Annotated in this window: 15 protein-coding genes and 1 tRNA gene; 6 read left to right on the forward strand and 10 right to left on the reverse strand. The window is 73.4% G+C overall.

Features of this window, described 5'->3' with window-relative positions:
* Positions 1-169: 169 nt before the first annotated feature.
* The 4 genes from ACZ4VK_RS04425 to ACZ4VK_RS04440 form a co-directional block, all read right to left on the reverse strand.
* The gene (locus ACZ4VK_RS04425; protein WP_468348297.1) at positions 170-1,477 is read right to left on the reverse strand and encodes an LAETG motif-containing sortase-dependent surface protein; all 1,308 of its coding nucleotides are present in this window, start codon (positions 1,475-1,477) and stop codon (positions 170-172) included.
* A gap of 377 nt (positions 1,478-1,854) precedes the next feature.
* Positions 1,855-2,355, reverse strand: coding sequence for a single-stranded DNA-binding protein (locus ACZ4VK_RS04430; protein WP_468348299.1), 501 nt, complete (start codon positions 2,353-2,355; stop codon positions 1,855-1,857).
* A gap of 150 nt (positions 2,356-2,505) precedes the next feature.
* On the reverse strand, positions 2,506-4,326 hold the full coding sequence (locus ACZ4VK_RS04435; RefSeq protein WP_468348856.1) for a YfjP family GTPase: 1,821 nt from the start codon (positions 4,324-4,326) through the stop codon (positions 2,506-2,508).
* A gap of 157 nt (positions 4,327-4,483) precedes the next feature.
* The gene (locus ACZ4VK_RS04440; RefSeq protein ID WP_468348301.1) at positions 4,484-6,094 is read right to left on the reverse strand and encodes a dynamin family protein; all 1,611 of its coding nucleotides are present in this window, start codon (positions 6,092-6,094) and stop codon (positions 4,484-4,486) included.
* A 302-nt stretch (positions 6,095-6,396) separates the two neighbouring features.
* Here ACZ4VK_RS04440 and ACZ4VK_RS04445 point away from each other — a divergent pair.
* The 4 genes from ACZ4VK_RS04445 to ACZ4VK_RS04460 all read left to right on the forward strand — a co-directional run bounded on the left by ACZ4VK_RS04445 (position 6,397) and on the right by ACZ4VK_RS04460 (position 9,566).
* Positions 6,397-6,472: transfer RNA gene (locus ACZ4VK_RS04445), tRNA-Arg, on the forward strand.
* A gap of 558 nt (positions 6,473-7,030) precedes the next feature.
* Positions 7,031-7,567 (forward strand): GNAT family N-acetyltransferase, encoded by a 537-nt coding sequence (locus ACZ4VK_RS04450; RefSeq protein ID WP_468348303.1) that lies wholly within the window; start codon positions 7,031-7,033, stop codon positions 7,565-7,567.
* Positions 7,568-7,743: 176 nt separating this feature from the next.
* Positions 7,744-8,382, forward strand: a complete 639-nt coding sequence (locus ACZ4VK_RS04455) for an endonuclease (RefSeq protein ID WP_468348305.1) — start codon at positions 7,744-7,746, stop codon at positions 8,380-8,382.
* Between the two features lie 32 nt (positions 8,383-8,414).
* Entirely contained in the window at positions 8,415-9,566 is a 1,152-nt protein-coding gene (locus ACZ4VK_RS04460) for a winged helix DNA-binding domain-containing protein (protein ID WP_468348307.1), read from the forward strand.
* 120 nt (positions 9,567-9,686) lie between these two features.
* Here the strand turns inward: ACZ4VK_RS04460 and crcB are convergent, their stop codons facing one another.
* A complete protein-coding gene (crcB, locus tag ACZ4VK_RS04465; protein ID WP_468348309.1) occupies positions 9,687-10,040 on the reverse strand; it encodes a fluoride efflux transporter CrcB in 354 nt (117 codons plus the stop codon).
* Positions 10,037-10,480, reverse strand: coding sequence for a fluoride efflux transporter FluC (locus ACZ4VK_RS04470; protein ID WP_468348311.1), 444 nt, complete (start codon positions 10,478-10,480; stop codon positions 10,037-10,039). Before ACZ4VK_RS04470 ends, crcB begins: the two co-directional genes overlap by 4 nt.
* A 383-nt stretch (positions 10,481-10,863) precedes the next feature.
* On the opposite strand from ACZ4VK_RS04470, the gene ACZ4VK_RS04475 reads away from it, so the two are divergent.
* A complete protein-coding gene (locus tag ACZ4VK_RS04475) occupies positions 10,864-12,126 on the forward strand; it encodes an IS701 family transposase (RefSeq protein WP_468348313.1) in 1,263 nt (420 codons plus the stop codon).
* A 133-nt stretch (positions 12,127-12,259) separates the two neighbouring features.
* Here the strand turns inward: ACZ4VK_RS04475 and ACZ4VK_RS04480 are convergent, their stop codons facing one another.
* From ACZ4VK_RS04480 to ACZ4VK_RS04495, 4 genes are all read right to left on the reverse strand, one after another.
* A complete protein-coding gene (locus ACZ4VK_RS04480; protein WP_468348315.1) occupies positions 12,260-14,287 on the reverse strand; it encodes a helix-turn-helix domain-containing protein in 2,028 nt (675 codons plus the stop codon).
* Between the two features lie 179 nt (positions 14,288-14,466).
* Entirely contained in the window at positions 14,467-15,348 is an 882-nt protein-coding gene (locus ACZ4VK_RS04485) for an AfsR/SARP family transcriptional regulator (protein ID WP_468348317.1), read from the reverse strand.
* 364 nt (positions 15,349-15,712) lie between these two features.
* Positions 15,713-16,180 carry an anthrone oxygenase family protein gene (locus ACZ4VK_RS04490; protein ID WP_468348319.1) on the reverse strand — a complete coding sequence of 156 codons (468 nt, stop codon included), beginning with the start codon at positions 16,178-16,180 and terminating at the stop codon, positions 15,713-15,715.
* A gap of 33 nt (positions 16,181-16,213) precedes the next feature.
* Positions 16,214-17,830, reverse strand: a complete 1,617-nt coding sequence (locus tag ACZ4VK_RS04495; protein WP_468348321.1) for a vWA domain-containing protein — start codon at positions 17,828-17,830, stop codon at positions 16,214-16,216.
* A 215-nt stretch (positions 17,831-18,045) separates the two neighbouring features.
* On the opposite strand from ACZ4VK_RS04495, the gene ACZ4VK_RS04500 reads away from it, so the two are divergent.
* A complete protein-coding gene (locus ACZ4VK_RS04500; RefSeq protein ID WP_468348323.1) occupies positions 18,046-18,765 on the forward strand; it encodes a helix-turn-helix domain-containing protein in 720 nt (239 codons plus the stop codon).
* Positions 18,766-18,768 lie beyond the last annotated feature (3 nt).

Consider the following 18,768-nt stretch of genomic DNA (forward strand, 5'->3'; position numbering starts at 1 on the left):
GTCAGCAGCGCAGTGGGGCGAGGGCGTGGGGCCCGGACGTGCGACGACCCCGGCCGCTGGTGCGGTCCGGGGTCGGGCGGGGGTCACGGGGTGGGGCCGGTGTGTGGCGGGTCATCCCGTGGGGTCAGGTGCCCCCGGTGCCGGCGGGGCCGGCGCCGGGGGTCCGGGCTCAGTGGCCGGCGGTCTTCTTCTTGCGGAGGAAGAACACCGCGCCGCCGCCGATCACGACGAGCGCGGCGGCGATGCCCGCGATCATCGGGGTGGCGTTGGAGCTGCCGGTCTCGGCGAGGTCGCCGCCACCGGTCGTGGTGGAGCCGGTCGTGCCGGTGGAGCCGCCCGTGGTGTCACCGGTGGTGCCGGTGGACGTCGACGGAGAGGTCGACGGGGTGGGCTCGGCCGAGGGCTCCGTGGTGGGGGTCTCGGACGGCTTCGGGCCGGGGGTGGCCGTCTTGCAGTCCAGGACGCCCTCGAAGGTCTCCTCGAAGCCGTTCGGGCCGGTGACGGTGAACTTGTACGCCTCGTCCTCGGCGAGCGGGACCGGGATGGTCTTGCGCTCACCCGGGGCGATCGTGTGCGAGGTGCCCTTCAGGTCGAAGGTCCAGGCCTCGTCGCCCTCGTTGGAGGCGATGACCTCGAGGCCGCCCTTGGCGCAGTCCTTGGCGACCGTGATGGCCGGGACGGCACCCGTCTTCGCCCAGGTCGCGGAGGCCTTGCCGGTGACCGTGGACTCGCTGGAGCCGGCCAGGATCAGGGTCTGCGAGGGGCCGTCGACGGAGACGAAGGCGCGACCGAGGGAGACCTTGGTGGTGGCCTCGGCGGTCAGCTCGGCGGAGCCGTCGGCGGTGCCGGCGGGAACGTCGAAGAAGAGCTCGGTCTTGCCCTTGGGGACCTCGGTGACGGGCTTGCCGTCCTTGCCGACGACCGTGACGCCCGCGGGGGCGCCCGGCACGACCGAGATCTTGGCGGTCTCGGCGTTGGTGTCGACGGTGATCGGGCCGAGCTTCTCGCCGGCCTTGCCCGCGACGGAGGACGGCGAGACGCTCAGGGAGGCGGTCGGCTCGTCGAGCTGGACGGCCTTCTCGAGCAGGTATGCCTTCAGCTTCTCGGCGTCCTCGTCCTTCGGCGTCGCCGTGACGTCGTCGGAGAGGGTCCAGATCGCGGCCTGCGTGCCGGCCGCGGCCTCCTTCTTGGAGAGGTCGACGCCCAGCTTGGCGCCGAGGGCCTCGGCGGAGAACTTCGGGTAGGCGTTCTCAAGGATCCAGAGGATCCTGCCCGCGTTCCCGTTGTTGTGCAGGGAGGACTCCTCCCAGCCGACTTCCTTGTAGTCGTAGTCCTGCTTGGCCCCGGTACGGAGGTCGATGCAGTAGGTGAAGAGAGTGCCCCCGCCCTCGACCTCCATCTTGAACAGACCACCGTCGACCGGCCACTTCTCGCCGTTCTTCTCGGTGATCTCGACAGCGCCGGCGTCGTCGGTCATACCGCCGAGCTTCGCCATGACGCCACCGGTACCCGAAGCACCGTCATCGGCGAGTGCCGGACCGGCGGTCGCGATGGATCCGACCGCGACGAGGCCCGAGACCAGCGTCGCAGCGGCAAGGCGGGCAGCGCCGCGCCCACGAACTGAAAACATTGCATTCCCCTCCGGGCGAGCCGCTCCGCGAACTTGGTCGATTCGCGTGGGGGGAGCGCACGCCAGCAGATTCACAGACCCGATGGGCTCATGTGCCACATGAGTACTCGCGAATCCTAGGGATGCGGAACCCCCCGGTGCCCTGCCATACGTTCAGATAACCATTCCGACTCGGAATCGTTATCAGCAGCGCGAGTTGGTCGACAAATCCCCACAACACAAGGTCAGGGGACGGTCACCAGCCGCGTTGTCGCCTCCGCCCCGGCGTCCGTCACCGCCCCTGCCCACGGGTCCCGTTGGGGCTCCGGAAGGAGTGATTCCGCCGGTTCGGGGTGGGGCGACGGCTCGGCACGCGGCGACGGCTCCGTCCGCACCGCGCGCCGGAACGCCGCCGTACCCCGCGTCAGATCGTGCCCCACGGCCACCGCGGCCACATCCACGAACGTCTTTCGAAGGCCGTCGCGCTCCTCCTCACGGATCCTCAGCCGGCCGTGCACCACGAGGGGTTCGCCGACGGAGACCGAGGCCGCGAGGTTGGCCCCGAGCGACCGCCAGGCCGACACCGTGTAGAAGCTGGTGTGCCCGTCGGTCCAGAGGCTCCGCTCCCGGTCCCAGCGGCGTGCGGTCACCGCGAAGCGGAACCTGGCCACCCCGCCCGTCACCGTGTCCCGGTACTCCACCGCCGTCGCCACATTGCCGACGAGCGTCACGGTCGTGTCGTTCATGGTCCCGCCCCCAACCTCTGCGTTTCTCTCGGTCACCACCATGCTGGGGCGGCCCGCGAGATCCCGCTCGCGCCTGTGGACAGCCGGGCGGATGGGGACGACGTCCTCACCCGGAAGAGGGAACGGAAGCCCGGGACGGTACGAGCCCCGTCACCTTCCCCGTACCCCCGCACGCGTCGCGCCCAGCCGGGTCGCGCCGGAGCGGCTCCCGCCGACGATCCGCGCGGAGGACCGCGTGCCCACCACCGCCGCGTACTGCTCACGCACCTCCCGGTAGCGCATCAGCTCCGCCGCCACCGGGTCGAGCACCCGGGCCCGGCCGCAGGCCGCCGCCGCCTCCCGCAGGCGCCGTTCGGCCTCCTGCCCGTACCGCCGCGCCGGGCCCTTCACCGCACCCTCGCAGGCCCATTCGACGAGCGGTCCGCCGATGATGCCGCCGAGCATCACGAGGACCGGCGGAAGCAGCCCGGGTTCCACGACGCCGACGATCTGACCCACCAGCCACAGCGCGCCGAAGATCTGCAGGAGCGTCATCACGACCTGGGCGAGGACGGCCGCGGGCCACCAGGCGGGCCGCGGCGGGCGGGCCGCCGGGTCTCCGATGGTGGCCGTCAGCTCGTCCAGGGCCTCGGGCAGCCCGTCCGCCCCGCGGGCCGCCGCCTCGCGCACCGCCTGCGCCCATGGCGTCGGGAGCCCGCGCGAGGCCTCCGCGGCGAGGATCCGTACCGCCTGCTCCACGCGCTGGCGTGCCGTCAGTTCGTCCTCCACCGGGGAGGACAGGTGCGGGTCGGTGGAACCGTGGGCGCGGATCCGCTCGTACCAGCGGTAGAGCCGCAGCCAGGGCGTGCCGCAGGCGCGGATGGCGCCCCTGCGCCAGACCCGTTCGGCGGCCTCGCCCGCGGCCTGGGCCCCGACGGCGACCGCGAGCCGGTCCGTGAAGGCGTCCCTGGCCCGTTCGTCGAGGCCGGGCCGCCCGTCGGCGAGGTAGGCGGGGCGCAGCCGGGCGGCGGCGGCGTCCACGTCGGCGGCGAGCCGACGTTCGGGAGCGGTGCGTTCCTGCACGAACTGGCCGATCACCTCCCGCAGTTCGGATACGCCTTCGCCGGTCACCGCGGAGACGGCGAGGACGGTGGCGCCGGGCTCGCCGTGCTCGCCGAGCGCCACGCCGTCCTCGTCGAGGAGGCGGCGCAGGTCGTCGAGGACGAGGTCGGCGGCCTCCGTACCCAGCCGGTCGATCTGGTTGAGGACCACGAAGGTGACCTCGGCGTGCCCGGCGAGCGGCCGGAGGTAGCGCTCGTGGAGGGCGGCGTCGGCGTACTTCTCGGGGTCGACGACCCAGATGACGGCGTCGACGAGACCGAGGACCCGGTCGACCTGGTCGCGGTGGGCGGTGACGGCCGAGTCGTGGTCGGGCAGGTCGATGAGGACGAGGCCCTGGAGCTCGGTGTCGGCCGCGCCGCCCGCGAGCGGCTTGCGCCGCAGGCGGCCGGGGACGGCGAGCCGGTCGAGCAGTCCGGCGGCGCCCTCGGACCAGCTGAGCGCGATGGGCGCGGAGGTGGTGGGGCGGCGCAGTCCGGTCTCGGAGACGGGGACGCCGGCGAGGGCGTTGAAGAGCGTGGACTTGCCGCTTCCGGTGGCGCCCGCGATGGCGATCACGGTGTGCCGGGAGGAGAGCCGCTGCCGGGCGGCGGCCTCGTCGAGCACCCGCCCGGCCTCGGCGAGCGCCTCGCTCTCGACCCGCGTACGGGAGAGCCCGACGAGCTCGTGGAGGGCGTCGAGGCGGGCACGGAGGGGGCCGCCGTAGCTCCCGCCGAGGGGCGGAAACGTGTCCTCCTCCTGCTGGACCGTTCCCGCCTCACCGGGAGACAGCTCGACGGCGGCGGCCCGCTCGGCGGCGCGGCGGGCGATCAGGCCGTCGTCCCAGGGACGACGGCCGGAGTCGGAATCGGAAGGGGACGCGGGAACGAGCAGGGACGCGGATACGGATCCGGGTGCACGATTCCGGCCGTGGTCGCGCTCACGGTCCCGGCCCTGGTCCCGGCCCCGGTCCCGGTCGCCGTCGTGGTCGCCGTCGTGGTCGTGCTCCTGGTTCCGGAGGTCCCGGTTCCGGTCGCGGTCGTCCGCCACGTCACTTCTCCTTCTGCAGTACGGAGAGCGCGGCGATCAGCTCCGCCTGCGGCTCGGGGGTCACGTCGAGTGCCGCGAGGGGCGCGAGGCGCCGGTCGCGCTCGGCGCGCAGGACTCGGTCGACGTACGAGAGGACGAGTTCGCCGCCCTTGTCGCGCAGGCGCAGAGCGGCCTGGGCGCCGAGGAGTTCGGCGAGGCGTTCACCGGCGGGCCGGGTACGGCGGCCGCCGAGGAGGGAGGCGGCGAGGAGGGCGGCGACGGTGTCGGCCTCGGGGGCGGCCGTACGGGAGGTGGAGGGGCGCTCCACGGTCCGTACCTCCTCCTCGGCGAGCTCCTCCAGCACCCGGCGCCAGCGCCGCACCTCGACACCGATCCGCTCCCCCGCCTCGCGGTCGCCGCCGGCCCGGAGGGGGCCCAGGGCGCCGGAGGCGGGCTCGCGGCGCCAGGCGTCGCAGACGCGCTCCTCCGCGGCGGAGACGGCGCAGTGGAGGAGGGCGGCGAGGGACTCGGCGAGGGCGTCGAGGAGCTCGTCGGCGGTGCTGTCGCGGGGGTAGGCGCGCCAGCGGGTGCGGGCGTCCCCGGCGAGGACGGCGCCGCGGCCCAGCTCCTTGCGTACGCGTGTGCCCTGCTCCCCGTAGGCGGCTTCGACGGCGCCGCCGAGGCGGACGGCGGCGGCGTACTGGGCGGCGACGGCGGCGGCCAGCTCGGGGAGCCGGGTGTCGAGGGAGTCGATGACGCCGGAGGCGGTCCGGTCGGCGGCCTGCTGCCGGGCGGCCGGGTCCTCGGCGCGGTGGGCGAGCCAGCCGCGCAGGGCGGCGACGGCGCTGTCGGGCAGGAGTCCGCTGCCGCCGTCGGCGGACTCGGGCAGTTCGGGGATGGTGAAGCGGGGTACGTCGCCGAGGCCGGCCTTGTCGAGCAGGGCTCCGTACTGCCGGGAGACCTCGCCGATGACCTGGTGGGGGACGCGGTCGAGGACGGTGACGAGGGTGGCGTCGTACTCCTTGGCGGTACGGAGCAGATGCCAGGGCACGGCGTCGGCGTACCGGGAGGCGGTGGTGACCATCACCCAGATGTCCGCGGCGCAGATCAACTCGGCGGCGAGGAGCCGGTTCTCGACGACGAGGGAGTCGATGTCGGGCGCGTCGAGGAGGGCGAGCCCCCGGGGGACGGAGGAGGCGGTCTCGACGCGGAGGGCGTTCTCCTCGAGGGCGGCCTCGTCGGCGGGGTGGTCCTCGTCGGCCTGGGGCAGCCAGACGCGGGTGAGCTGGGGGAGGACCCGCATCCCGGCGAACCAGTGGTGGTCCTCGGGGTGGCAGACGAGCACGGGGGTCCGGGTGGTGGGTCGGAGCACGCCGGACTCGCTGACGCGCCGTCCGACAAGGGAGTTGACGAGCGTGGACTTGCCGGCCCCGGTCGAGCCGCCGACGACGGCGAGGAGCGGGGCGTCGGGGTCTTTCAGTCGTGGCACCAGATAGTCGTCGAGCTGGGCGAGCAATTCGGCCCGGGTCTGCCGGGCGCGTGGCGTGTCGGGCAGGGGCAGGGGGAGACGCACGGCGGCGACACGGTCGCGCAGGGCGGAGAGTGCGTCGATCAGCTGAGGCCGTTCGTCCAAGGTCACCACATGCGAAGAATGCCCAATTTATGAGTGTTTTTGAAGCCTATTGCGGCCCTGCGCGCCGAAGAGAGGGCCGGTGACCGGAACCACGGGCATAACGAGTGCACAACACCCGCCCGGAGCGACGCGAAAAGCGCTGCGCGAATCGCACCTGCCTGCGATTATCGTTCCGCTTCACCGAACCTCCACATCGTGCCACGCAGGTGAAGCAACCGGGCCAAGGCGATCGGAGCCCTATCCTTGTCCCGTCAGGCCACACCCCACCCACAAGGGGCTCCTGGCCACACGGCCACCACCCGGCCCCCGTAGCTCAGTGGATAGAGCAGGTGCCTTCTAAGCACTTGGCCGCAGGTTCGAGTCCTGCCGGGGGCACCACACGAGGACCCTCCTTCGGGAGGGTCCTTTTTGCTGGTCAGGGGCGGTTTTCAGCGAGCGGCACAGAGGCCGGACGTGGCCCTCGGCGGGCAGGGGGCACGTCCGGCGGTATCCGGCTGATTCCGGGTTTCCGCGGGTGGCCGCGGAGAATACGCGGAGAAGTTTTCAGCACCTCGGCGCGGCGGGTCCGAGAACTCCCCCGCCTCCTCGATCCTCTGCTTCAGGTCGTCGAGCTGCCCGTCGGGCGTACGCGGCCAGGAGGACGGGAACGCTGTTGCCCGCCCACTCGGCCACGCTCGCGGCCGGAACGCCGGCGTTGAGCCAGTTCGTCAGGCAGGTGTGCGGAGGTCGTATACGCGACGACCGAGCAGAGTGCCGAATTCGTACGAATTGAGCACTTCTTTTCGAGCCCGCCGCCACGCCCGCCTGATCACGGACCCCGCGAGGTCGCCGCATTTTTCTCCCTGCATCAGCAGCTCACCGGGCTTGAGCCCCTCCTTGTGACGAGCGACTGCCGAGCGCTTGGCCACGCCGCGGTGGAGAGATCATCATGTGGGGATGCCTGAGAACCCATCCTCTGCAGCACCGGCCGTGGTGCGGCTCACCCGGTACACGAAAGCGGAGCAGCAAGAGATTCTCGGTGGCGGCGATGACCCCTTCGGGGTTGCCGCGACCGGCTTGACCTGGCTGCCCAAGGAAGAACACTTCGGTGTCAGGCGCGGCGGCCGGCTTGTGGCCCACGCCGGCCTGCTACGGCTGGCTGTCGCGATCGGTGCCGCCAAGACGGAGGTGGTGGGCGTCGGCGGAGTGGCCGTCGCGCCCGATGTGCGAGGTCATGGTCTGGCTCGGCTCGTCGTCGCAGCGGCACTTGACCACGCGCGCACGATGGGTCCCCACCATGCGCTCCTGTTCTGCCGGCCTCCCCTCGTGCCGCTGTACCAGCGCCTCGGGTGGCATCCGCTCGACCAGGACGTACTCGTCGAACAGCCCGAGACCCGCGTGGTGACCATGCCGCTGCGGACCATGGTGACGCCCCTGCGCGACGACGCGCACTGGCCCGCAGGGCCTGTGCGACTCCTCTCCCTCCCGATGTGACGGCCCCTCCGGGCGTCCTGTACCCCCGGATCAGCGCGTTCTGCCACCGGCTCTGACGCCACCGGCGAGAACCGCGTACCCGCCCACGCGTCACCCCCTCCCAGGACGAATCCGTGGGCCTCCCTTCGGGTAGTCGCTCGGAGGTAGGCCGCAGGGGCGGGAGGAGGGAGCGTTCCGTGGACACCGTCGAGACGATCGACCAGCTGCTCCGCGAGCACGGGCGGACCTACGCCGACGAGGCCGGGATCGCCCTGCGGGACAAGCCGTCACCGCTCTACCAGCTGCTCGTGCTCACCGTCCTCTGTTCCATCCGCATCAAGGCGGACATCGCCACCGCCGCCGCCCGCGAGCTCTTCGCCGCCGGGCTGCGGACGCCCCGGGCCATGGTCGACTCCTCCTGGCAGGAGCGGGTGGACGCCCTCGGGCGGGCTCACTACGTGCGGTACGACGAGAGCACCGCGACCGCGCTCGGCGAGGGCGCGACGCTGGTCCTCGACCGGTACCACGGCGATCTGCGCCGGCTCCGCGAGCAGGCCGACGGCTCCGGGGAGGAGCTGCGGCAGCTGTTGCGGGAGGTGCCCAGGATCGGGCCGGTGGGCGCCGGGATCTTCTGCCGGGAGGTACAGGCCGTCTGGCCGGAGCTGCGGCCGTTCTTCGACGAACGCGCGCTCGCGACCGCCGGTGCCCTCGGCCTGCCCCACACCGCGGCCGGGCTCGCCCGGCACGTGTCGGGCGAGGACACGGCCCGTCTGGCTGCCGCCCTCGTACGCGTCAGCCTGTCGAAGGAGGCGGAGCGGGAGCTGCGGGCGGCGTGAGGGACGGCCGCGGGCTGGAGGACAATCGCGCCATGGTGATCACCCCGCGCGCCCTCAACCGCTCCACTCTCGCCCGGCAGTTGCTCCTCGACCGCGCCCCGATAGGTGTCGAGGACGCCGTCCGGCGGGTGGTGGCGCTTCAGGCGCAGCAACCGGGTTCGCCCTACGTCGCCTTGTGGAACCGGGTCGCGGACTTCGATCCCGCGCGGCTCGACGGGGCCGTCGGTGGTTTCGGGCTGGTCAGGTCGACCCTGATGCGGCTCACGCTGCACCTGGTGCACGCCGGGGACTGGCGGGCCTTCCGGGAGGGCATGGAGCCGACGATGCGCGGTGCGCGGCTGCACGATCCCCGGTTCAAGGCCGCCGGGTTCACGGCCGCCGACGCCGACGCGCTGCTGCCGGAGCTCCTGACGTACGCCGGGGAGGCACGGACCGGCGCCCAGCTCCGGGCCCGTCTCGAGGAGGCGCGGGGCGGGCCCGTGGAGGCCGTCGTCTGGCGGATGATCCGCCAGTACGCGCCGCTGTGGCACGCGCCGACGGGGCCGCCGTGGTCGTTCGGGACGGCGCAGGCGTTCGTGACGGCGAGCACCCTGCCGGTGCTCGCCGACCCGGAGGCGGCGACGGCGGGCCTCGCCACTCTGCTCCGGCGCTATCTGGAGGGCTTCGGTCCGGCGTCCGTACCCGACATGGCCCAGTTCACGATGGCCCCGCGGGGCAAGGTCCGCGAGGCGGTGCGGGCGCTCGGCGGGGAGCTCGACCAGCTGGAGGGGCCCGACGGGACGGTGCTGTACGACGTGCTGGGCGCGCCCCTGCCCGGCGAGGAGGTCCACGCGCCGCCCCGTCTCATGGCCATGTGGGACAGCGTCCTGCTGGCCTACGCGGACCGGGGCCGGGTCATCCCGCCCGCGTACCGCAAGCATGTGATCCGCGTGAACGGCGACACGCTGCCGACGCTCCTCGTCGACGGGTACGTCGCCGGGGTCTGGCGGCCGGTCGCCGGCGGGGGCATCGAGGCCTCGGCCTTCCACCCGCTGCCCGCCGCCGTCTGGGAGGGCCTCGCGGAGGAGGCCGGGGCACTCGGCGGTCTCCTCGCCGCCCGGGACCCGGGGGTCTACCGCCGCTACGACCACTGGTGGACCAAGGGCCTGCCGGCCGTCGAGACCCGCCTCCTCCCGGCCGCCTGACGCCCGGCCCGCTCCTCGGCCGAAGACGCCCCTCAGCCGGAGGCCCCGGTCCTCCGCGCGGCCGATCCCCTTGCCAGTGACGCGACCAGCGACTGGATCACCGCCTGAGCCGTACCCGGCTCACCACAGCCCGGCCGCCCGGACTCCCAGCCATACGGCTCCGAGCCCGGCGGCCAGGCTCACGGCGACGTTGAGCAGCGCGTACCCCTTCTCGCCGTCCTCGTAGAGCTTCAGCGTCTCGTACGAGAAGGTGGAGTACGTCGTCAGCGCCCCGCACAGGCCCGTGCCGAGCAACAGGTGGACGTGGGTCGACGCGACTCCGGTGAGCAGCCCGAGCACGAAGGAGCCGACGACGTTCACCAGGAACGTGCCCCAGGGGAAGTCGGGGCCGAACCGGGCCCGTGCCGCACGGTCCGTGAGGTACCGCAGGGGCGCGCCGGCGGCGGCTCCCGCGACGACGAGCAGCCAGTTCACGCGCGCCCCACCCGCCCCCGGCCGGTCCGCGCGCGTACGGCCCTGGCGGCGGTGACCCCGGCCAGGACGGCGGCGAGCGCGGTGACCACGGTCCCGCCCAGGTAGAGCAGGCCCCGTGTCGGGTCACCCGCGCTCAACAGCCGCTCCGTTTCGAGGCCGTACGTCGAGAAGGTGGTGAACCCGCCGCAGAATCCGGTGCCGAGGAACGGGCGGAGAAGCGGGTGCGGGACGGCGGTCGACCACTCGGTCGACCGCTCCGTGAGAAGGACCATCAGAACACCGAGGAGTGCGCACCCGGCCGCGTTCACCACGAACGTCGTCCAGGGAAAGGCGCCTTCCGGGGTCGGCCGGAGCAGCCCCGCGCCGTAGCGGGCGGTCGCGCCGAGCGCGCCGCCGGCGGCCACCACCGCGACGACCGGCAGTTCGGCACGCACTCGCATCCCCACAGACTACGAGGGGACGGAGAAGGCGAGGCGCACAGGCTCGGTCCCCGGCCTGGGGCATTAACCGGAGTCCGGCCCGTGCAGCCTCGCTCTGCGATGGTCCGGCCACGCACCGCGACGGGTCAAAGCGGAGGGGGCGAGTCTGTCAGATCCCCGGCGGTTCTCCCCCGGGGTATCCCGGAAGGCGGACAGGAGGTCGCATCGGGGCCGGGAGCGGCCGGCCGGAAAGGGCTGCGACCTGCGACGACACGGCGGGAGGTGGTCCGGCCACCATCCGGCGGCCGATTCGGGTGCCGGGTACACCTCGTCCCGGCGGGCGGTGACGGGCGACGGTGGTGGAGCAGCGGGAGGGAGCTGCGCAACCTTCGGGCAGGAGTGTCGTGAGTACATCCGTCGCAATCAAGCGCAGGGCCGTCGCCGGGGCTGTTCCGCCGGCCGTTCCCCTGGGCGTCGTCAGTTCCGTCGGCGTGGCCGGCTCGCGCGAGGACGTCTACGCCGAGCTGTGCGGCGCGCTGTTCTCCGGTTTTCCGCGCCGCGATCAGCGTCTGAAGGCCGAGCAGTATCTGCACGGTCTGCTGACCGCGCAGGGCCGCAAGTCCATCCGTAACATCGCCGCCCAGATAGGCGGTCCGGCGGCCGAGCAGAGCCTGCACCACTTCGTGTCCAGCTCGACCTGGGACTGGCAGCCCATGCGGGCCGCGCTCGCCCGGTTCCTCGAGCGGAACAGCTGCCCGCAGGCCTGGGTGGTGCGTCCCATGCCGATCCCGAAGGCCGGGGAGCACTCGGTGGGCGTGGACCGGCGCTTCGACCCGGAGCGCGGGCAGGTCTTCCACGGCCAGCAGGCGTTCGGGGTGTGGTTCGCGAGCGACGAGCTGAGCGTCCCCGTGAACTGGCGCCTGTTCCTGCCGGACCCCTGGGTCAACGACCGGACCCGGCGGGACCGCGCGGAGGTTCCGCAGGAGGCCGGCGAGGAGACCCTGGAGGAGTGCGCGGTCGCCGCGGCGCTCGACACCGCCCGCTGGTCCGACGTCACCCGCAAGCCGGTGCTGCTCGACATCCGGGGCGGCGCGGGGCGGGCGGCCCTCACCCGGCTCGCCGGGGCGGGGGTGCCGGTCGTGGCCCGGATCGGTCCGGGTTCCCGGCTCGCCATCGCCGACCGGTCGCTGCCCGGGTTCGGGGCGGGCCCGCTGACCGCCGTACAGATCCTGGAGTCGCTCAAGGGGCTGCGGAGGCCGGTGAGCTGGGTGGACACCGTGGCCGGGGCGCGGACCTCGCGTACGTCGCTCGCCACGGCCGTCCGGGTGGCGCTGCCGACGCCGGGCGGGGAGCGGATGCGTCCGCTGGTGCTGCTCGGCGAGTGGGACGATCCCCGGCGGGCGCCGGCGCGGGTGTGGATCAGCGATCTGACCGGGTCTCCGGTCGGCTCCCTGCTGCGCCTGACGAAGCTGGCCCGGCGGGTGGAGCGGGACTTCCTCGAGGTCGGGGAGGGGGCGGGCCTCCGCGACTTCGTGGGCCGCTCGTTCCGTGGCTGGCACCGTCACATCACGCTGGCCTCGGCGGCCCACGCGGCGACGGTCATGGCCGCCACGGACTGGTCGGCGGCCTACGCCTCGGGCTACGGCTCGCGCCGCACGGCGAGCTGACGGGGCGACGGGCGCGGGGCGTACGCGCGCGCGTACGCCCGGCGGGGTCGTACGCGAGCGGGGGGAGAGCCCTCCCCACGTACGCGCGCGGGGGGAGAGCCCTCCCCACGTACGCGCGCGTGGGAAGGCCCCGTCAGTTGCCCCGTTCCGGCGGCCCCGGCTGGCGGGGCGGGTCCGTCGTGGCGCGGCCGCGGGCCAGGACCTCCCGGGTGCGCTGGAGGCGCAGGGCCAGTTGGACCTCCAGGACCTGGCCGGGCTTCTGCCATTCGGGGCCGAGGAGTTCGCTGATCCGTTCCAGACGGCGGGAGACCGTGTTCGGGTGGACGTGCAGCGCCTCGGCCGCGTTGGTCGGGCTGCCGCCGGAGGCGAAGTACGCCTCGAGGGTGTGGGTGAGGTCGGTGAACCGCTCGGCGTCGTAGTCGAGTACGGGGCCGATGGCGGCCTCGACGAAGCCGTCGACGTCGTTGTCGTCGGAGAGCAGCAGCCCGAGGAATCCCAGGTCCTGCACGGAGGCCGCGGAGCCGGTGCCGCCGAGCGCGCTCATCGCGTCGAGGCAGCGCCCGGCCTCCTGGTGCATCCGCGCGACGCCGTCCGGGCTCCAGCCGGGTCCGGCGGCGGCGACCGAGACGGGGTGGCCGAGCAGCGGTGACAGTTCGGCGGCGACGGCCTTGGCGGCGGCGGAGGCGTCGATGCCCGGGAGCAGCAGCACGATGCAGCCGCCCTGGACGGTCTTCAGACCGGAGAGGCGGTACGCGTACGAGGAGGCCCACACCACGGCCCTGCCCTGCTCGCCGCCCTCGGGCCGGGCGAGCACCAGGACGTGCGGTTTGCGCAGGTCGACGCCGAGGCGGCGGGCCCGCTGGGCTATCTGCTGCGGAGCGTGCGGAGGGTCCGCGATGAGGTCGTCGAGGAGTTCGTCGCGGACGGGTCCTTCGGCGACGGCGGTGGAGCGCCGCATGAGGAGGAGGAAGGCGACGGACTGGGCGGCGAGTTCGAGGAGCCGCTCGTCCTCGCCGGTGAGCCCGCCGGCGGCGCGGATGACGAGGCCTCCGAGGTCCTCGGAGCCGGCGATGACGGGGGCGACCCAGGTGTCGTCGGCGGCGAGGACCGGGCGACGGCGGGCGTGGGCGTCGAGCGAGGCCTTGGCGACGGCCTCCTCGTCGAGTCCGGGGAGGTCTCCGGCGACGGCGAGGCAGCGGCCGCCCTGGTCGCGGATCATCACGGTCGCGTCGAGGGCGTCGGCCGCGGCCTTGGCGACGTTGCACAGGTCGCCGCCCGCGAGGACGAGGTTCATGATGCGGCCGTGGGCCTCGCTGACGTGCCGCATGCGGGTGAGGCTCGTACGGACCCGGGAGCTGTCGCGTTCCAGTTCGGAGACCTCGGCGCGGGTGCGGTCGAGGAGTCCGGCCTTGTCGACGGCGAGGGCGGCGAGGTCGGCGAGGGCCGCGAGCAGCCCGATCTCCTCGGAGGTGTGGTGGCGGACGCGGCGGTCGGCGCCGTGGAGGGCGCCGATCACGGTGTCGCCGCTGCGCAGCGGCGCGGCCATGATGGCGTGCAGGTCCTCGGAGCGCAGGGCCGCTTCGGCGGCTTCGTCGAAGGCGGGCGCGTGGACGCCGGCGTCGAGGGAGCCGGAGGGGGCGAAGCGCTCGTCGGCGAGGTAGTCGGCGGTCCAGACGGGTTCGCCGTGGAGCTGTACGGCGCCGGCGAGCCCGTATCCCTCGGCGATCCGCAGTCCGGGGGCGAGCCTGGGTCCTTCGGCGCGTCCGGTGCGGGAGCCCTCCGTGCTGTGGACGTAGCAGGCTCCGTGGGGGCCGCGGAGGGTGACGTACGCCAGGTCGAGGCCGAGCAGCCGGCGGGCGCGGCGGGTGATGACGCGCAGCAGGCTGTCGAGGTCGTAGGAGGAGGTCAGGTCGCGGGCGGTGTCGGTGAGGGCGGCGATTCCGGCCTCGCGGCGCGCCTCCTGCTCGTGTCCGGAGCGGACCTCGCCCGCGAGTGCGACGGCCCGTTCGAGGCGGTGGAGGTCCTCGCCGGCGAGTCCGGAGAGGCGGGCCTCGTCGAGGAGGGCGTCGAAGCGGGCGGGCGGGGCCTGTCGGGCGAGCAGTTCGAGGACCGTGAGCAGCGCGTCGGCACCACCGGCTCCGTCGGCGCCGTGCAAGGTCATGGTTCCCGTCCCCCGTGGTCGAGCGAAATCGGGCACCCTGGGAGGAAACCCGTACTGCTCGCCGAAACTAATTCGGCTTCGGGAGTCGGTCAACGGTGAGTTGCCGCACTTCATTCCCCGTCACGGTCCCGCCGTGAGCGCCGTGGTCCGCATGGCGGACCGGTCGTCCCGCCGGGTGGTCAGCCGACGGAGCCCGCGGGGACGAGCCGGGCCCGTGGCGGGCTGAACTGGGCGGGGATGCGCGGGGTGTAGAGGGGGCGGACCGTGGTGTTCCGTACGGTGAGGACGGAGCGCTGGAGACGGCGGAGCCGGGCCGAGGGTTCCATGCCGGTCTCCCCCTTGAGCGCCACGCGCAGCCGCTCGTACACGGTGAGGGCCTCGTCGTGCTGTCCGCAGCGGAGGAGGGCGACCATGTAGTGGGCGTGGAGGGGCTCGTTGGTGCGGTAGCGGGCGACGAGCCCGGAGAGTTCGGAGACGAGTTCGGCGTGCCGGCCGAGGCCGAGCTGCGCTTCGACCCACTGGTCGAGGACGCTCAGCCGGGAGGTCTCCAGGCGTTCGATCTCTCTGCGGAGGCGCGGTCCGGCCGCGACGCCCGCGTACGGTTCGCCGCGCCAGAGGGCCAGTGCCTCGCCGAGGCGGAGCGCGGCGCGGGGGAGGTCGCCCGCCTCCATGGCGCGGTAGCCGGCGCCGGCCGCGCGCTCGAACTGCCAGACGTCGTGGGCGCCGCCGCCGGTGTCGAGCCGGTAGCCGCCGGGCTGGGAGACGAGGATCGCGTCGGCGGTCCGCCGCTCGGACCAGCCGACGCCGGGTTCCGCGGGGTGGGCACCGCGCAGCGCGGCCGCGATGAGCGCGCGCAACTCGGCTATGTGGGCCTGCAGTTCGGTGCGGGCGCCGCGGGGGGCGCCGGACGGCCACAGCTCCTCGGTCAGCACGGTCACGGGGACGACCTGGTCGGCGCTGGCGGTGAGCAGGGCGAGGAGCTGCCGGGGCGCGGCCGCCGTCGGGGTGATCGACACCCCGTGCTCACGTACCGACAGTCCCCCCAGGATCCGGACGTCCACCTTGCCCCCTCAGTGCCTGTGCGGTGTCTGCGCGCGGGATGACTCTCGTTGATTAGAAAAGACCCCCGTAGGCATGTCAATAAGAAACCGGAGGGTATGGAAACCCGACCCTGGATATCAGGGTGATTCACCCCCTTTATGGGGGTATTGGGGCGTCAGGGTTTGGTCACACAGGGGGGTGTGCGCACGCCGGAAGACTGTTTCCGGACTCGGGGGTACGCTTTCGCAGGGTCCTTGCGGATGCCTGAGCGGCCGACACGCGCGAGTTCACGCCAGAATCAGGCCGCTCGGTACGGTTCCGAGGCGGCCTGAGGGGGTCGGCGGGGCAGGGAGGGGCGGAGGCGGGCCGCGCCCGGGGCTCTGTCTAGAGGACGGCGGCGGCCGTCAGCAGGGCGAACGCGACGGTGACCAGAGCCGTACGGACCCGGTGGAAGCCGTTCCAGCGCTTCTCGAAGGCCGCCCGGACCGTCGCCGGGTCGTCGCCCGGGGTCTCCGACGCGGCCAGCGCGTTGTTGAGCGGGATGTTGCCGCCGATGGTGACCGCGTGGTTGAGGACCGCGCACACGAGCCCCGCGAGGACGAGCCACTTCTGCGTGTCCGTACGACCGTCGGCGGGGACGAGGAACGCGGCGGCGGGGAAGGCGACGGCTCCGAGGAAGACGGTCAGGAACACGGCCCTCGGCACGTACTCGTTGATCCGGCGCATCGCCGTGACGAACTCGGCGTCCGTCAGCCGGGCGAGCGCGGGCATGATCCCGGTCTGGAAGATCAGCATGAAACCGGCGTAGAGGCCGGTGCATCCGACGGCGAGGGCGAGCAGCAGGGAGGCCATGGGGCCATTCTGTCCCGCTGCCCGCCGCAGGCGTCAGCTGTACGGGTCCCCCGATTCCCACTCGCCTTCCTGGGAGGGGTTTTCGCCCTGCCCGTCCCCGATGAGGCCGTAGGCCTGCCGGACGGCGTCGGCCAGTTCGCGGACCACCGCCGAACCCGACCGGTCGGCGATCGCCCCGGCATGGTTCGCGAGCCGGTGCAGCCCCGGGGAGCCCGGCAGGTCGCCCCCGCGCAGGGCCTCCGCGAAGTAGGCGGTGATCGCCGTCAGCTGCAGACTGTCGTGACCGCCGCCCCAGAGGTCGGCGGTGAGCCCGCCGGTGGCGACGGAGCCGGAGCGCTCGTGCGGCGCCCGGGTGGCCGGGTCGAGCCAGCGGACGGTGGCGGTGGCGACCTGACCGGTCGCACCGGGCCGGGTCTTGACCGCGTAGAGCGCGGTGACGGTGTGGCCGGCACCGACCTCGCCGCCGTCGACCCGGTCGTTCCGGAAGTCCTCGTCGGCGACCTCCCGGTTCTCGTAGCCGATCAGCCGGAACTTCTCGACGGTCCGCCGGTCGAAGGAGACCTGCGCCTTGGCGTCCCGGGCGCGCAGCTCGAGATGGGAGGGCAGCTGGTCGACGAAGACCTTGCGGGCCTGCGCGGAGGTGGAGACGTACGTGGTCTGGCCGTCGCCCCGGTCGGCGAGCTGCTCCATGAAGTCGTCGCCGAACTCGCTGCCGACACCGACGCCGAAGAGGGTGATCCCGTACTCCCTCCGCTCCTCGTCGATGCGTTCGAGGATCGTCGCGGCCTCGGTGGCACCGGTGTTGGCGAGGGCGTCGGAGAGCAGCACGACCCGGTTGGTGGCGCCCTTCCTGTGGCCTTCGACGGCGACGTCGTAGCCGGTGAGGACGCCCGCCTCGACGTTGGTGGAGGCGCTCGTCGCGAGGGAGTCCACCACCTCGCGGATCCGGCCCCGCGCCTCCCCCACCCGGGTCATCGGCAGCCGGGTCTCGGCCTCGTCGCTGAAGGTGACGAGGGCGATCGAGTCGTCGTCGCGGAGCCGTCCCGCGAGCAGCCCGAGGGACTCCTTGACCAGGTCGAGCCGCCCCGGCTCGGCCATCGAGCCGGAGACGTCGACGACGAAGGTGAGGGCGGCGGGCGGCCGTTCGGCGCCACGGTCCGCGCCCCGGGTGGCGAGCCCGACCCGGACGAGGGACCAGCCGTCCTGCCCGGTGCGGGCCCCGTCGAGGGTGACGCTGAAGCCGTTGTCCGCGGGGCGCGGGTAGTCGGGGCGGAAGCTGTTGACGAACTCCTCGGGGCGCACGGTCACCGGATCGGGCAGCCGTCCCTCGGCGAGGGTCCGGCGGGCGTAGCCGTAGGAGGCGGTGTCCACGTCCAGGGCGAAGGTGGACAGGTAGTCGGGGGCGGGCGCCCTGGAGCCACCCGCGCTCTCCTTCCCCTCCTCGTACGCGCCGTCGGGGCGGACGCTCTGGGCGCCGTCGGGGGCCGCGGGGGCGGTCCTGCCGCCCGTCCCGCTCGACCGGTCGACGGTGCGTTCGTGGCCGCCGTCCGAGCAGCCTCCGACGGCGAGCCCGGCCGCGAGCAGCCCCGCGAGCACGGCCGGGAACCGGGCCCGGCGTCGCGCGGGTGTCCGGGTCTTGTGTCGATGCATCTCATCTCCCCCACTTCGTATGGCACTTGTGACTGTGACGAACGAGAGGTCCGCCCGGAGCCGTCGAAGGGGTTGCGGATGGATCTCGATGCGGCAACGGCGGCCGGCGTGACGACCGGTGGCATGGATTCGCCATCCTTCTCAACAGGGCTTGTCACCGTGTGCAGTCGCATGCGTACATGGAGTGGACATCGATCGGGCGGGGGTGGTCAGCGGTGGCAGAGAGCGCGGGCTCCGTGGTGCTCGCCCGTTCGGCGATGAACCGGGCCGTGACCGAGGGACAGCGGCCCGCGGGGCGGCCGGTCCGGGGCGCGCGGCGCATCAGCGCGGCGCTCGCCGGGCTCGCCGCTTCCACCCGGTACGAGCTGCTGACCTTCGACGACCCGGTCGCCTCGGCGGGCTGTGCGATCCCCGAGCCGTTCCTCCAGCTGGCGGGAGCGTGCATGCGTGCGGCGGCCGAGCGGGCCGCCGAGGTCAGACGGATCGTGCCGCGGCACGCCCTCGCGAGGCTCGAAGGGGGGCTCGCTCTCCCCGGCCGGGCCCGTCTCGCGGAGGCCATCCCGTTCAAGATGATCGTCGTCGACCGGACGGTGGCCGCGGTCCCGCTCGATCTGGAGCTGCTCTACAACGGACTGCTGCTGATCCGCGACCCCGTGGTGGTGCAGGCCCTCGCCCGGGCTCACCACGCCTGCTGGGCGACGGCCGAGGAGCTGACGTACACGACGCCGCCCCCGGCGCCGCCATGCGATCTGCCGCCGCAGCTGCGTCCGGTGCTCGACGCCCTCCTGTCGGGGGTCACGGACGAGACGGCGGCGGCCCGGCTCGGCATGTCCGCGCGGACGTACAGCCGCCGGGTCGGCGAGCTGATGGCCGCCCTCGGCACGACGAGCCGCTTCCGCGCGGGCGCGGAAGCGGCTCGGAGGGGGTGGCTGTGAGAC

This window comes from Streptomyces sp. NPDC028711 (assembly GCF_055565415.1).

Excerpts from the sequence above, each read along its gene's own strand:
- ACZ4VK_RS04480 (WP_468348315.1), bottom strand. The coding sequence starts at position 14,287 with ATGACCTTGCACGGCGCCGACGGAGCCGGTGGTGCCGACGCGCTGCTC.
- ACZ4VK_RS04430 (WP_468348299.1), bottom strand. The coding sequence starts at position 2,355 with ATGAACGACACGACCGTGACGCTCGTCGGCAATGTGGCGACGGCGGTG.
- ACZ4VK_RS04425 (WP_468348297.1), bottom strand. The coding sequence starts at position 1,477 with ATGACCGACGACGCCGGCGCTGTCGAGATCACCGAGAAGAACGGCGAG.
- ACZ4VK_RS04470 (WP_468348311.1), bottom strand. The coding sequence starts at position 10,480 with ATGCGAGTGCGTGCCGAACTGCCGGTCGTCGCGGTGGTGGCCGCCGGC.
- ACZ4VK_RS04490 (WP_468348319.1), bottom strand. The coding sequence starts at position 16,180 with ATGGCCTCCCTGCTGCTCGCCCTCGCCGTCGGATGCACCGGCCTCTAC.
- ACZ4VK_RS04460 (WP_468348307.1), top strand. The coding sequence starts at position 8,415 with ATGGTGATCACCCCGCGCGCCCTCAACCGCTCCACTCTCGCCCGGCAG.
- ACZ4VK_RS04450 (WP_468348303.1), top strand. The coding sequence starts at position 7,031 with ATGCCTGAGAACCCATCCTCTGCAGCACCGGCCGTGGTGCGGCTCACC.
- ACZ4VK_RS04495 (WP_468348321.1), bottom strand. The coding sequence starts at position 17,830 with ATGCATCGACACAAGACCCGGACACCCGCGCGACGCCGGGCCCGGTTC.